Source organism: Bacillus sp. N3378-2at (genome assembly GCF_033412715.1).
In the GTDB taxonomy this organism is placed as follows: domain Bacteria; phylum Bacillota; class Bacilli; order Bacillales; family Bacillaceae; genus Bacillus; species Bacillus subtilis.
Map to the genome: position 1 here is coordinate 695,462 of NZ_CP117986.1, position 13,079 is coordinate 708,540.

A 13,079-nucleotide genomic window follows, 5' to 3' on the forward strand; every position below is an offset into this window, starting at 1 on the left:
TTACTTTCCTCCTGAAACATGATAATGCTCACTATAATAGCAGTTGTAAGAAAAGATCACAAGATAATTATTAGAAAAAAATGATTTTTTCAATTATTTAATCAAAACACATGGTTTGCATCCTTTTCAATAAAGGTTTAAAATAATAAATATCTTGAAATCGAGATAAATAGGAGTGAGAAAATGAAAACAGAAGGATTGCACCATGTCACAGTATTCGCCAGAGATCCGCAAGAAAACTTGCGATTTTATACAGAAGTGCTTGGGCTCAGGCTTGTTAAAAAAACAGTAAACTTTGATGATCCCGGAACGTATCATTTTTACTTTGGGAATCAAAACGGAGATCCCGGTACAATAATGACCTTTTTTCCGTTCCAAGGAAGCGGACAGGGAACGGTAGGAAAAGGCCAAGCGGGCCGGGTGTACTTTTCAGTTCCCTCAGGCTCCCTGTTTTTTGGAAGGAGCGTCTTGAGAAAAGCGGGCTGAGCCTAGAGGAAAAAACGTTGTTTGGTGAAAAAGGTCTTATTTTTGATGATACAGAAGACCTTCCGCTGGCGATCATGGAGGATGCGAAAAGCGGCAAAAGCGAGTGGACGCCTGACGGGATCACAACAAATGAAGCAATTACGGGAATGAAAGGTGTGCTGCTATATTCCTACGACCCGCAGGCGACCATACAATTGTTAACGGAAAGCTTTGGATACACCAAAGTGGCCGAAGAAGACCAGATTGTCAGACTGGCAACCTCAGCGGCCGTCGGCGGTGTCATTGATGTCCATTTACACCCTGAAAAAAGAGGAGTCGGAGGATATGGTACGGTACACCATATAGCGTTTCGGACAAAGAAAAACGAACAGGCGAAATGGCTGCCGATTATTGCTGAAAACCATCTGCCTTCGTCAGAAATTCTCGACAGGGAATACTTTACATCAGTTTATTTCAGGGAGAAAGGCGGTATCTTATTTGAAATTGCCACAGATGAACCGGGCTTTATGACAGATGAAACGTTTTCTGAGCTAGGGACTTCCTTAAAACTGCCTGAATGGCTGGAGAAACATAGACACCAAATTACAGACATTTTACCTGAACTTTAAAAGGGGGAATTTATAATGAAGCATATTTATGAAAAAGGAACATCTGACAACGTACTTTTGCTGTTGCATGGCACGGGCGGTAATGAACACGATCTGCTTTCATTGGGGCGGTTTATAGACCCTAATGCCCATTTGCTTGGTGTCAGAGGATCGGTGCTTGAAAATGGAATGCCGCGATTTTTCAAACGTCTGAGTGAAGGAGTTTTTGATGAAAAAGATCTTGTGGTGCGGACAAGAGAATTGAAAGATTTTATCGACGAGGCTGCAGAAACGCATCAGTTTGATCGCGGCAAAGTGATTGCAGTCGGTTATTCAAACGGCGCAAACATTGCGGCAAGCCTGCTTTTTCATTATAAAGATGTGTTAAAAGGGGCTATTCTGCATCATCCAATGGTTCCGATTCGGGGTATCGAGCTGCCTGATATGGCGGGGCTCCCTGTTTTTATCGGTGCCGGGAAATACGATCCTCTTTGCACGAAGGAAGAATCAGAAGAGCTTTACCGCTATTTACGTGACAGCGGGGCATCAGCCTCCGTTTTCTGGCAGGACGGGGGCCATCAGCTGACTCAGCATGAAGCTGAACAGGCTCGTGAATGGTACAAAGAGGCGATTGTATAAAAAAACCTTAGTCCGGATTTCGGGACTGACCCCCGTTTTTGAGACAGGGATCAAAACACCTTTTAAACAGCCAATTGCCGATAATTTATCGGTGATTGGTTGTTTAGTTTCGTTTGAATACGAATATTGTTATAATAATGAATGTATTCTATGACAGTGCGTTCTACGATGGCGGTCGTGGTTCGATCAATGCTGTTAAGATAGAACGTTTCAGACTTTAGTGAGGAATGAAACGATTCGATGGAGGCATTATCAGCGGGTGTCCCTTTGCGGGACATGCTCATGGTAATGCCTTTTGTTTTAACAGCTTTCTGATACTCGTAAGATGTATACACAGATCCTTGGTCACTATGTAACACGCAGTTCTCAGGCAGTGTTGGCAGTTGATCAAGTGTGTGTAAGACAAAGTCTGTGTCCTGCTTATCTCCAATCGTAAAAGCAATCACTTCTCCATTATATACATCCAATATACTGGAAAGGTACAATTGTTTCTGTCCATAAGGCAAATACGTGATGTCTGTTACTAGTTTTTCAAGAGGATGATCAGACTGAAAGTTCCTATCTAATATATTGTCGACCACGGCATATGGCTGCCCATTCTTCTTGCGCTTTTTCACCTTAACCCGGCACTGCCACTGATTTTTCTGCATAATACGCTGAACCGTTTTATGGTTAATACACATTCTCTTTTTTAATATAGCTGTGATTTTTCGATATCCATATCGATACTGGTGCTCTCGGCACAACGTGCCGATTTGTTTTTCTAAATGGCGCTTGGGATGATCTTTCTTCAGATTCTTCTTCCAACGATAATAAGACGAGCGAGAGATACCTAAATGAATACAGATATCCTGCACGGTCATTGTGCTGTGCAATTCTTCTACAAGTTCGACTGACGTTTGGCTATCAACTTCCTTTCCAATTCGTTGTACTTTTTTAACACTTCATTCTGTTGTCTCAGATATCGATTCTCTGCCTGCAGTTTCTCTAATTCGGAAGAATACTCCGGACCTTTTCCATAAGTGTATTGCTTACCAACAGGCTGTTCAAATCGATGTGTATCACCAGCCTTATACCATCTGACCCATGTCTTAATCTGCGTATTATTTTTGATATTCAACTCCTGCATGATCTCTTTCATAGGTACGCCTGCCAATCTCATTTCTACAGCCTTCTGTTTCACTTCAACCGGATAACTCACTCTTGTCCCCATAGAAAAAACACCTCCAAGTCTAATTTCGGATAACAATCATCCGTATTCAAACTTGAAGGTGTTTTTATTTGTCTCATCTTATGGGGTCAGTCCCTTTCGGACTAAGGTTTTTCATATCCTTACAGCCAAGTTGATACTTTTGAAAGCGGCAGACGGTTGCTTTGATGCGCAGGCTTCACTGCTTTGCCGATTGAAATTAGCATAACCGGAACATAGCGCTCACTGATATCAAATTGCTTTTGGAACTGCTCTTTGTTAAATCCGCCAATTGCGCAAGTGTCATAACCTTTTGCTTTTGCGGCAATCATAAGCTGCATAGCAGCTAAAGAAGCATTTAAGAAAGCGGAATCACGTGCGAATTGCTCGCTTTGGTAAGCACCGTTGATTTGGCCGAGCAATGTTTGTTTGATTTCATCCGTAATATAGCCTTGGCTTGCTAATTCGGCATAAACTTCTTCACCGTTTTCATTTGCCTTTAAATCGCCTAAAATGGCAACAACAGCAGAAGACTCAACGATTTGTTTTTGATTATACGCTACAGGAAGAAGCTCCGCTTTTGATTCATCGCTGTGGAATACTGTAAAATGCCAATGCTGAAGGTTCCAAGCAGAAGGCGCTTTAGCGGCAAAGTCTAATAGCTCAGTCAGCTCCTCCTTAGAGATCGGGGCATTTGTATCATATTCCTTTACAGATGCACGTGCTTTTAAAACATCCAGAGTATTCGTCATAGTGTTTCCTCCTTCGGATAAACGTGGTATGATAATAGAAAAGTTAGAAGCTTACTAAATGTAACTTGAAAGATTATTGTAATGGATCATTGAATACATGTCAATCAATAGATGAAGGGATGAAGACTTGTGGGAAATACGATGTGCCCTAAAATGGAATCCGCATTCTCATTGCTGGGAAAACGATGGAACGGTCTGATCATCCATGTGCTAATGGATGGGCCGAAACGGTTTAAAGAGATAACGGAAACAATACCGATGATCAGCCAAAAAATGTTGGCAGAGCGCTTGAAGGAGCTTGAACAAAACGAGATTGTCGAACGGCAGGTTCTCCCTGAAACGCCGGTCAAAGTCATCTACACGCTGACTGAAAAAGGAACAGCGCTTCAAGCTGTATTTCAAGAGATGCAGGCATGGGCCGATCAATTTTGCGAGCCTGGTGACACAGTGTGTGAAGAAGAGAAATAAGGAAAGCGGCGTCTGAAAAAGCGCTCTTGTTTCCATGGTGAGTCATGTAAGTACGGTTCACACCCGTTTACATGACTTTTTATATTTGTCAGATTGACATTTCCGGATTGGCAAAAGTGTCATGTGCATATGAAGGGGATATATAAAATAGGAAATGATCAATAAGCTATAACATCCAACCTATTGTAAATGGGGATTATGATGTATCTTATTATGCAAATCAGCAAAATTTTATATTTTCGGCCAAAACCCAGTCAGCTTCCAATTGGCATTTAAACCGGATATAAAAGGAAATCCAGGTTTTTCGTATTGCTGGATGCTTCTATACTGATGACTTCCGCATTTATGAAAAAAGAGAGAGCTTCATTGGAGCTCTCTCTTCTTTTTTTTGTGGGGAGACGAAATCTTATAGTTTTCCATTCAAAAATTGCGCCTCACCGAGACCAAAACTCCAGTCTGCGTCACCATTCTCAGTAATAGATACCATGAGGTCTTCAGGGGAAATTCCGCATTTTTCTTCTAGCCTTTCAGCAAGCAGAGCATACAATTTTTCCTTTTGGCTTTCGGTTCTTGCTTTGCTTGTCATGCTAATGATGACCATATCCTTGGTTCTCTGAAACCCTAATCCCGTATCCTGGATTATAAGCTCGTTTGCGGGATGCTGATGGACAATTTGATAACGGTCTCTTTCCGGAACACCAAACGCTTCAACCATCGCTTGGTGAGCAGTATCTAATAACAATTGCAGCGATTTTTCGTCATGGCCTTCAATTACATCAAAACGCAATAATGGCATGTGTACTCCTCCTCTTGTGAAGTTGTTATCCGTCTGTTCTCATATTGTCTCGTTTGCTTTCAGACAATGGAGAGATATAATGATTGGCAGTCAACTTTAAAAAACATAACATATAACCAAAAGTTAATCAACATATAACTAACGAATCATTAGGTTAGGCGGTAGATAATCGAGACAAGCTCATAAAAACGATTGACAGTCATTGATTAGGAGATTAGTATGAACATATTAGTTGATCAAAAGATAACAATCATATAACCAAGACGTTGTTATTTATAAATGAAAGCGTTTTCTATTCATCTAGGCATGAAAAGCGCCGAAACAATGTCGCGAGAATCATATAAAACACTTTTGGAGGGGTTTCCATGCCGATTTTAATTGTAGCTGTCGGAGTGCTGATTCTGTTATTTCTCATTATTAAAGTAAAATTAAATACCTTTGTCTCACTGATTGTCGTTTCATTTTTAGTAGCCATCGGACTTGGAATGGATATCAATAAAATTGTTCTTTCAATTGAGACTGGAATTGGCGGGCAGCTGGGGCATTTAGCTTTAGTGTTTGGACTTGGCGCGATGCTTGGGAGGCTTGTCTCTGATGCTGGGGGCGGCTACCGGATTGCCATTACGCTGATTGACAAATTCGGGAGGAAACGAATACAGGCGGCGGTTGTAGTTGCCTCTTTTATCATCGGTATTGCGCTGTTTTTTGAAGTGGGTCTTGTTCTGTTGATACCGATTGTTTACGCGATTGCTAAAGAATTAAAAATGCCTTTTCTGTATCTGGGAATCCCGATGGCCGCCGCCTTAAATGTTACTCACGGATTTTTGCCCCCGCATCCTGCTCCAACTGCTATCTCAGTTGCATACGGTGCTCATATTGGCAGGTGCTGCTTTTTGGAATCATCATCGCTGTTCCGACAACTGTGATTGCCGGGCCTTTATTTAATAAATTTGCGATGAAACGTTTTCCTGGTGCGTATCAAAAGCATGGAAACTTATCGGGGTTAGGACCAAGGAAAGAATTTCAGCTGGATGAAACACCGGGCTTTGCGATCAGTGCTGTCACGTCTTTATTCCCGGTTATCTTTATGGCAATGGCAACAGTTTTTTCTTTATTATTGAATGAACATTCAAAAGGAAAAGACATTATAGAATTTATCGGCACTCCGGGAACGGCAATGCTCATTTCGCTGTTGCTTGCACTCTATACGATGGGATATGCCCGTAAAATACCTATGCAGGAAATCAGCAGATCTATTTCAGAATCAATTTCGCAAATTGCGATGATGCTGCTCATCATAGGAGGGGGAGGAGCATTTAAACAGGTGCTGATTGACGGCGGGGTCGGCGATTATGTCGCTGATTTTTTCCGTCAAACAAACATGTCGCCGCTATTCGTTGCATGGACCATCGCCGCGGTTCTGCGTCTGTGTCTAGGCTCTGCTCCCGTGGCTGCGCTTACCACAGCGGGAATGGTAGCTCCGCTTATGGAGGCTGGCAGTGTAACCCCCGCGTTAATGGTGCTTGCAACAGGAGCCGGCAGTGTCATTGCGTGTCATGTAAATGATGCAGGATTTTGGATGGTAAAGGAATTTTTCGGCTTGAGCATGAAAGAAACATTTCAAACCTGGACGCTGCTTACAACAGTTCTTTCGGTTACAGGACTCGGCTGTGTGTTATTGGCAGAGCTTGTGATGTAACAATCATAGACAGTCCGTAGCCCAATCGTTTTTCTTCCTTGCTGAATACTTTACGTATAGGCAGACATAAAGGAGGAAAAAATCATGTACCCTCATCATTCGTATTATCGCGGAATCCCAGGTCCAGCCGGATATCCGGCGCGTAGTCCTTTTTTGTTTGGCGCTCCTCTAGTCGGCGGTTTATTAGGCGGTTTTCTCGGGAGTGCGCTGTTTAACTATTCTCGTCCCTATGCCTATCCTCCTGGCCCTTATGGATACGGAGGCGGACCGTACGGTTTTGGTGCCGGCGTGCCATACGGGGGATATCCCGGCTTCTATTAATAAAAAACGGCCTGCATCGATTGCAGGCCGTTTTTTATCGGATGATTTCTACCTCGGACATATTGTAGTCTTGCTGCTTTTGAAACATGACTTCCAGAAGGCCATCCTTATAGACGGCTTTTGTTCCTTTGCGTTTGACTAAACAAGGAAGGTTTACTTTTTTCGGATGATCTGCTCTTGGGAGGTTTTCCAACCATAATTCGTGAGATGTGTGTTTGATTCTCACTTGTTCCAGCCATTCTTCGCTGATTGGCACCTTTACAAACACATGGTCTGCTGTTTCGAATATATCAATATCAGGTTTGACATCAGGTTTTGCATCAGGTTTGGCGGGATGTTCTTTTTGGGGGAGAGGATCGCGGAAAGGAAATTGAGCCGCATAATCACTGCCGAACACACTTTCCATCACACGATTGACATACGTTTCAACTTCTTTCGGATCAGCTTTTTTTAATGCTTCTTTAGAAAATTGATTGTGGAAAGGAAAGTACTTGTTCCACTCAAACATTGTCTTCACATCCTTTCTTCACGGACAAAATAGTATATGCCCGCCAGATCTTTCACGTGATATAATATAAGATGCTCTAAAGAAAGGCAGGGATATAAATGCAATATTCAGAAACAAAAAAAGGCGTTATTTACACAGCCGTTTCCTTTATCATGTGGGGCCTGTTTCCGCTCTATTGGAAGCTTCTCGAACAGCTGCCGGCTCTTGATATTTTGGCTCATCGTATTATATGGTCTTTTGTTTTTATGTGTATCGTACTTTTTTTCTTGCGGCAATGGAAAATAGGATGGCAGGAGCTGCGCTCTCTGAAAAAGAACGGAGGGATCCTCTCTTTATTTCTTGCTTCTATCCTGATTTCGATCAACTGGTTTGTATACATATGGGCTGTAAACCATGGCTTTTTGCTTGAGGCTAGTCTTGGCTATTACATTAATCCGCTTGTATCAGTGCTCCTTGGGATTTTATTTTTAAAGGAAAAACTGAATCGCCTGCAATTAGTGGCCGTTTCGATTGCGGCAGCCGGTGTCATCATCTCGGCGTTCCAATACGGCTCCATTCCTTATGTTGCGCTTCTCCTCGCATTCAGCTTTGGGCTGTACGGGTTAAGCAAAAAAAGAACAAGCCTGCCGAGCGCCATCGGTTTAACGCTGGAAACATTCATGATTATGCCGATTGCATTAGGGTATTTGCTGTTCAGCGGACATGTTCAGCCAGCGGGTGCAGAAAGCGGAGGGACGTGGCTGCTTCTCTTTTTGGCCGGTGTGTTTACGGCTTTGCCGCTCTTATTGTTTGCGGAAGGAGCGAAACGGCTGCCACTGTATCAAGTCGGTATCTTACAATATATTGCGCCGACCATTACCCTTCTGATCGGGCTGTTTGTTTACCATGAGCCATTTTCAAGCTCGAAGGCTTTTACATTCAGCTGTATATGGGCTGCGCTGATCTTGTTTACGTTTTCACAAGTGAAGTGGAAACGGGCGTCAAAAAGCCATTGAGGCCTTTGGCTTTTCAGCTGATGCATATATTATGTATAATCATTTCATGTATGTAAGACATAAAGGAGCAAGACGATGGACAATGATAAAGAGATAGTGAAAGCCTATGCTTCACTTTGGAATAACCGATCTCTCGCACATGATGACGCAGAAGCGGTAGCAGAGGCGATTGATCTTGAGCTGTTGGATAAACGAACACATCCAAGACTCCGAAAACCGATGCTGGAAAAATATTTTGCCGCGATTCAGCGCATTGTGAATTCACAGCTCGAACCGGCTGTGAAATATCAGCTGGTCAAATTACATACAGAACGTGCAGAGTATTTAAAAGAAGAAAGAGGGGAGCAATCATGAAAGCGATCATAAAAGAAGATGTGCAAGCATCTTTAGAACGATATGCGGACCGCCCTGTATATATCCATTTAGAAACCACCACAGGTTCTTATTCAGCGCACTTAAATGAAAAGAACATGACGGTTGTTGCGTATATTCGCAATGCAAAAGTTACTTATCATCAGGCAAAAATCAAAGGCAACGGGCCTTACCGCGTTGGCTTGAAAACAGAAGAAGGCTGGATTTATGCTGAAGGCTTGACTGAATACACGGTAGATGAAGAAAACCGTTTATTAATGGCGGGACATCTGCCGGGCGGTAAACTGGCTATTTCTCTGCAAATCAGCGAAAAACCATTCACAGTTTAAAAGAAAAGGGTGAATAATAATGAAAGAACATGTACTAGTAATCCTGCCTCACCCTGATGATGAATCATATGGAGTGGCAGGCCTCATTGCCTTAAACAGAAAAAAAGACATTCCCGTTACGTATGCCTGCGCCACTTTAGGTGAAATGGGCAGAAATATGGGCGATCCATTTTTCGCGAATCGGGAAACGTTGCCGCTGCTAAGAAAACAAGAGCTCATCAATGCTTGCAAAGAAATGGATATCAATGACCTTCGTATGCTTGGACTCCGTGACAAAACGCTCGAATTTGAAGACGATGAGTATTTAGCTGATATCATGGAAGAGATCATAGATGATGTAAAACCAAGTTTAATTGTCACATTTTATCCCGGACACGGTGTGCACCCTGACCATGATGCATGCGGGGAAGCGGTTATCCGTGCATTATATCGCAAAAAGAAAGAAGACCGTCCGCGTACAATCTGCATGGCCATTACCCGCAACAGAGAAGAGGTTCTCGGCGAAGCTGATGTCGTGCTTGATATCAAAGAAGTAGCTGATATTAAAATGAATGCGTTAAGAGCTCACCGCACACAAACAGAAGGCATGCTCAGAGAGCTTGAAGAGAAATTGAAAAATAATGAACCTGTTATGGCAACATGGTTTGAAGAAGAAATATATTGGACGTATCAATGGAATGATTAATCAAAAAGGTATAAGGCCTTAAGCCTTATACCTTTTTTAATTTTAAGTCCGATGCAATTGCTGAAGCGAGAGTGGATCTCAAGGAAATACCTTCGAAAGACAAACCTAGCTGAACCGCTGTTTGCGCGATTTCCGGACGGATTCCAGACAAAGTTGAAGAAACACCGATTAAACGAAGCGCCTCAATCAGACTGAACAGCTGATGGGCAACCATCGTATCAATCACAGCTACTCCTGACAAATCAATATACAGTTGTGTCACCTTTTTTTTCGCACATTGATGCAGTGTGTTTTCCATAATCAGCTTGGCGCGGACTGTATCAATATCTCCGATTAAAGGCAGCAGTCCGACGCTGTGAAACAGCACGATGACCGGAGCGCTCAATTCAGTAATCATATCTTTTTGGGCCTGAAGCTGAAGGCTTGTGTTTTTGTACATTTCTTCTATAAAAATATGAATCACAAGATCAAACGCTTTTATAAGGGCGTGATACAGGTCTTCGGCTTCTTCGCTTTTCACAGTATCCTGATTGAGATGGACAAATTCTTTCACATAGGAAACATATAAATCTCTCACTCTGACAAACTCCCGAATAATATAGTGGATAGGAGTTTTTAAATGCTCTTGATCCTGTGTGACTTCAAAAGCCCATTCTTTCAGTATAGGCAAGTATACGTCCTCATCATCTATAAAAATACGGTTTATTTTATAGTTAAAGGCAAGATTCTGGCTCTTTAAATTGTGAATGACAACAGGGTCTGTTGAGGCATAAATGGAATTGGGATCAGTCTCCTCGATTGTTTCATACCATGTTGAACTGATGGTTTCCGCATGCTGGGAAAGATACTCGAATAATTTTTTGTTTTTTGCCATGATTGATCACCTCTTTTAAATGTGTTGTTTTTGCGAATAACGTTTTTGCAGTTTTGCCAGCCTGAAAAACAGCCCAACTGCTCCGGCGGCGAGTCCCGCTATTAATCCAATCCAATAGCCGAATGCACCGAGGCTTGTAAACGTACCGACCATATAACCGACCGGAAGGCCAATGACCCAGTAAGAGACAAAAGCGGCCGCAAGCGTATAGTTCACATCTTTGTACCCTCTGAGTGCTCCCTGGATCGGTGCGGCAACAGCATCGGAAAGCTGAAAAAATAGCGCATAAATTAAAAAGTGCTGTGTCAGCCGGAGCACATCGGGGTCAGAAGTGTACATGCCCGCAATTTGCTCTCTGAATAAAAGGATACAGGCGGCAGTGAACAAAGAAAAGCCGATCGCCATCATGATGCCGATTAAGCTATATGAGCGTGCATCCTTAAAACGGGCTGCACCCGCTTCAAATCCGACAACAATTGTTAGAGCCATGGACACGCTAAGCGGCAGCATATATAAAAGAGACGCAAAATTCATGGCTGCCTGGTGGGACGCGATGGTCACTGTATGAAAATGGCTCATTAGAAGCGTGACAGCTGCGAAAATGCTCGTTTCAAAAAACACGGCGAACCCAATAGGCAGCCCGATTTTGAGCAAATTTTTGCATGCTTTCCAAGAGAACTTATACATGGTAAGAAAAATCCCGTATTCAGAAAACGGTGCGTTTTTATGAATAATGAAAAAACTGATGATGCAGATACACCAGTAAGTTAACGCGGATGCCAGCCCCGCGCCTACACCTCCAAGTGCCGGCATTCCGAACTTCCCGAAGATAAATACATAATTCAATACAAAATTGATTGGAAGAGAACTGAGTGTAATCATCATGGTGACTCTCGTTTTTCCTAATGAGTCGATGAATGATCTCAACACGGTGTAAACAAATAAAGGGAAAATTCCCAGTGATAAAAAGCCTAAAAAGTGTTTAGCAATCTGATGCACGTGAATATCAAGGTTCAATCGGCCAAGAATAAGGTCAACTGCAGCATATCCAATCACTAAAACGGCGATGCTAAGAAGCGCGGCCACGTATACAGCTTGTAAAACAGTAAAGGGAATCTTCTGTTTTTTCTCTGCGCCTAGTAACTGAGCGACAATCGGGGTGACCGCCATTAATATACCTGCAAGTCCTGTGTAAACAGGGGTCCAAAGGCTTGAGCCAATGGCGACACCAGCTAAATCAGCGGGGCTGACTTTCCCTGACATCACAGTATCTAGAAAAGTGATCAGAGAAAGCCCCGCTTGGGTAATGAATATCGGTATTAAAATGTGCAAGAGCTGTTTGATTTTTTCCCGGGCGTTTTGAGTTTCTTTCATACATTGATCTCCGTTTCTTTTTCATAACGAGAGAAATTATAACATTTTATGTATAAAAAGCAATGAACGCCGGGCCTATTCTTTTTTTGTCGGTTTCGTTTTTCTAAACATTTGGGCATAAATAAAAGAAAGCGAAATCACGCCTAAAAAGGTGCAAATATACTGAATGATTCTTTCGATTTCCATTCTTTACATCCCTCCTTTACCAATAGAATGTGCATCAATAAGATAAGCATTCGTGAAAAGTTGGAAATTTGAACAGGAGATGAAGGCTATGCGCTATGAGCAGATATCAGAAAATGCGTTCAAGGGGAAAATACAGGTGTACCTAGAGCAAATATTAGGTGATGCATCTCTAATCTTGAAAACGCTTCACGAAAAAGACCAGTGTCTCCTTTGTGAATTAGATGATTTGGGGCACGTTTTTCAGGACATGCAGGGGATTGCATCCTCCTTTTATTTGCAATCATACATTGAGGAATTTACGCCGGCATTTATTGAGCTGGCCAAGGCGATTAAAGCCTTATCGGAACATAAGCATGGAGCTTTAATTGTGATTGAAAGAGCAGACCCGGTTGAACGTTTTATTCAAAAAGGCACCTCCCTACACGCCGAGATCAGCTCTTCATTAATTGAAAGCATCTTTTTTCCCGGAAACCCTCTTCATGACGGCGCTTTATTAGTGAGGGAAAACAAACTCGTGTCAGCAGCCAATGTGCTCCCGCTGACGACGAAGGAAGTGGATATCCATTTGGGAACCCGGCACCGGGCGGCTCTCGGTATGTCGGGCTATACGGATGCACTGGTGCTCGTGGTTTCAGAGGAAACAGGTAAGATGTCGTTTGCCAAAGACGGTGTATTATATCCGTTAATTTCACCAAGAACGTAAAAATAATAAAAAGGGCCTGATTAAGAATCCTATCATGAGACAAAATGACTGAATTCGTATCTTTATTAAAGCATTCGCTTCAAGCTGAATGCTTTTTGTCTTGAAGACAGGGAATA

General features: G+C 42.5%; 14 protein-coding genes and 2 pseudogenes. 10 read left to right on the top strand and 6 right to left on the bottom strand.

Annotated features, from left to right (window positions below):
• Positions 1-183 precede the first annotated feature (183 nt).
• Together PUN35_RS03910 and PUN35_RS03915 are read left to right on the top strand one after the other, a co-directional pair.
• Positions 184-1,094 (top strand): annotated as a pseudogene (locus tag PUN35_RS03910) (ring-cleaving dioxygenase).
• Positions 1,095-1,109: 15 nt separating this feature from the next.
• Complete coding sequence (locus PUN35_RS03915) at positions 1,110-1,712, top strand: alpha/beta hydrolase (RefSeq protein WP_014480039.1); 603 nt, start codon at positions 1,110-1,112, stop codon at positions 1,710-1,712.
• 62 nt (positions 1,713-1,774) lie between these two features.
• On the opposite strand, the gene PUN35_RS03920 is transcribed toward PUN35_RS03915, so the two are convergent.
• Positions 1,775-2,925 (bottom strand): IS3 family transposase gene (locus PUN35_RS03920; protein WP_087614160.1). Its coding sequence is split into 2 segments (ribosomal slippage): positions 1,775-2,652 and positions 2,652-2,925, totalling 1,152 coding nucleotides; the frame shifts between segments, so codons are not numbered across the junction.
• Between the two features lie 119 nt (positions 2,926-3,044).
• Positions 3,045-3,653, bottom strand: coding sequence for a nitroreductase family protein (locus tag PUN35_RS03925; RefSeq protein ID WP_014480038.1), 609 nt, complete (start codon positions 3,651-3,653; stop codon positions 3,045-3,047).
• A gap of 129 nt (positions 3,654-3,782) precedes the next feature.
• Here PUN35_RS03925 and yodB point away from each other — a divergent pair, with 129 nt between their 5' ends.
• Entirely contained in the window at positions 3,783-4,121 is a 339-nt protein-coding gene (gene yodB / locus PUN35_RS03930; RefSeq protein ID WP_004399427.1) for a transcriptional regulator YodB, read from the top strand.
• A 406-nt stretch (positions 4,122-4,527) separates the two neighbouring features.
• Here yodB and PUN35_RS03935 read toward each other — a convergent pair whose 3' ends face one another.
• A complete protein-coding gene (locus PUN35_RS03935) occupies positions 4,528-4,917 on the bottom strand; it encodes a tautomerase family protein (RefSeq protein ID WP_014480037.1) in 390 nt (129 codons plus the stop codon).
• Positions 4,918-5,282: 365 nt separating this feature from the next.
• On the opposite strand from PUN35_RS03935, the pseudogene PUN35_RS03940 reads away from it, so the two are divergent.
• Together PUN35_RS03940 and PUN35_RS03945 are read left to right on the top strand one after the other, a co-directional pair.
• Positions 5,283-6,616 (top strand): annotated as a pseudogene (locus PUN35_RS03940) (gluconate:H+ symporter).
• A gap of 84 nt (positions 6,617-6,700) precedes the next feature.
• Positions 6,701-6,937 carry a hypothetical protein gene (locus tag PUN35_RS03945; RefSeq protein ID WP_014480034.1) on the top strand — a complete coding sequence of 79 codons (237 nt, stop codon included), beginning with the start codon at positions 6,701-6,703 and terminating at the stop codon, positions 6,935-6,937.
• 34 nt (positions 6,938-6,971) lie between these two features.
• On the opposite strand, the gene gerT is transcribed toward PUN35_RS03945, so the two are convergent.
• Positions 6,972-7,445, bottom strand: a complete 474-nt coding sequence (gene gerT / locus PUN35_RS03950; RefSeq protein ID WP_003231207.1) for an Hsp20/alpha crystallin family protein — start codon at positions 7,443-7,445, stop codon at positions 6,972-6,974.
• A 98-nt stretch (positions 7,446-7,543) separates the two neighbouring features.
• On the opposite strand from gerT, the gene rarD reads away from it, so the two are divergent.
• From rarD to bshB2, 4 genes are all read left to right on the top strand, one after another.
• The gene (rarD, locus tag PUN35_RS03955) at positions 7,544-8,440 is read left to right on the top strand and encodes an EamA family transporter RarD (RefSeq protein ID WP_014480033.1); all 897 of its coding nucleotides are present in this window, start codon (positions 7,544-7,546) and stop codon (positions 8,438-8,440) included.
• 75 nt (positions 8,441-8,515) lie between these two features.
• A complete protein-coding gene (locus PUN35_RS03960; RefSeq protein WP_003231211.1) occupies positions 8,516-8,794 on the top strand; it encodes a hypothetical protein in 279 nt (92 codons plus the stop codon).
• Positions 8,791-9,141, top strand: coding sequence for a YojF family protein (locus tag PUN35_RS03965; protein WP_003231213.1), 351 nt, complete (start codon positions 8,791-8,793; stop codon positions 9,139-9,141). Before PUN35_RS03960 ends, PUN35_RS03965 begins: the two co-directional genes overlap by 4 nt.
• Before the next feature lie 19 nt (positions 9,142-9,160).
• Entirely contained in the window at positions 9,161-9,826 is a 666-nt protein-coding gene (gene bshB2 / locus PUN35_RS03970) for a bacillithiol biosynthesis deacetylase BshB2 (protein WP_003231215.1), read from the top strand.
• A 25-nt stretch (positions 9,827-9,851) separates the two neighbouring features.
• On the opposite strand, the gene rsbRC is transcribed toward bshB2, so the two are convergent.
• Positions 9,852-10,700: an RsbT co-antagonist RsbRC gene (rsbRC, locus tag PUN35_RS03975; protein ID WP_014480032.1), complete on the bottom strand. Its 849-nt coding sequence runs from the start codon at positions 10,698-10,700 to the stop codon at positions 9,852-9,854.
• Between the two features lie 15 nt (positions 10,701-10,715).
• Positions 10,716-12,074, bottom strand: coding sequence for an MATE family efflux transporter (locus PUN35_RS03980; protein ID WP_003231218.1), 1,359 nt, complete (start codon positions 12,072-12,074; stop codon positions 10,716-10,718).
• Positions 12,075-12,339: 265 nt separating this feature from the next.
• Between PUN35_RS03980 and cdaS the strand changes: the two genes are divergently transcribed.
• Entirely contained in the window at positions 12,340-12,963 is a 624-nt protein-coding gene (gene cdaS, locus PUN35_RS03985) for a cyclic di-AMP synthase CdaS (RefSeq protein ID WP_010886531.1), read from the top strand.
• The last annotated feature ends 116 nt before the right edge of the window (positions 12,964-13,079 follow it).

Bases quoted from the DNA above. Each gene is read 5' to 3' on its own strand.
- PUN35_RS03965 (WP_003231213.1), top strand. From the start codon at position 8,791: ATGAAAGCGATCATAAAAGAAGATGTGCAAGCATCTTTAGAACGATAT.
- bshB2 (WP_003231215.1), top strand. From the start codon at position 9,161: ATGAAAGAACATGTACTAGTAATCCTGCCTCACCCTGATGATGAATCA.
- PUN35_RS03925 (WP_014480038.1), bottom strand. From the start codon at position 3,653: ATGACGAATACTCTGGATGTTTTAAAAGCACGTGCATCTGTAAAGGAA.
- gerT (WP_003231207.1), bottom strand. From the start codon at position 7,445: ATGTTTGAGTGGAACAAGTACTTTCCTTTCCACAATCAATTTTCTAAA.
- PUN35_RS03960 (WP_003231211.1), top strand. From the start codon at position 8,516: ATGGACAATGATAAAGAGATAGTGAAAGCCTATGCTTCACTTTGGAAT.
- cdaS (WP_010886531.1), top strand. From the start codon at position 12,340: ATGAAGGCTATGCGCTATGAGCAGATATCAGAAAATGCGTTCAAGGGG.
- PUN35_RS03945 (WP_014480034.1), top strand. From the start codon at position 6,701: ATGTACCCTCATCATTCGTATTATCGCGGAATCCCAGGTCCAGCCGGA.
- PUN35_RS03980 (WP_003231218.1), bottom strand. From the start codon at position 12,074: ATGAAAGAAACTCAAAACGCCCGGGAAAAAATCAAACAGCTCTTGCAC.
- PUN35_RS03915 (WP_014480039.1), top strand. From the start codon at position 1,110: ATGAAGCATATTTATGAAAAAGGAACATCTGACAACGTACTTTTGCTG.
- PUN35_RS03935 (WP_014480037.1), bottom strand. From the start codon at position 4,917: ATGCCATTATTGCGTTTTGATGTAATTGAAGGCCATGACGAAAAATCG.
- rarD (WP_014480033.1), top strand. From the start codon at position 7,544: ATGCAATATTCAGAAACAAAAAAAGGCGTTATTTACACAGCCGTTTCC.
- rsbRC (WP_014480032.1), bottom strand. From the start codon at position 10,700: ATGGCAAAAAACAAAAAATTATTCGAGTATCTTTCCCAGCATGCGGAA.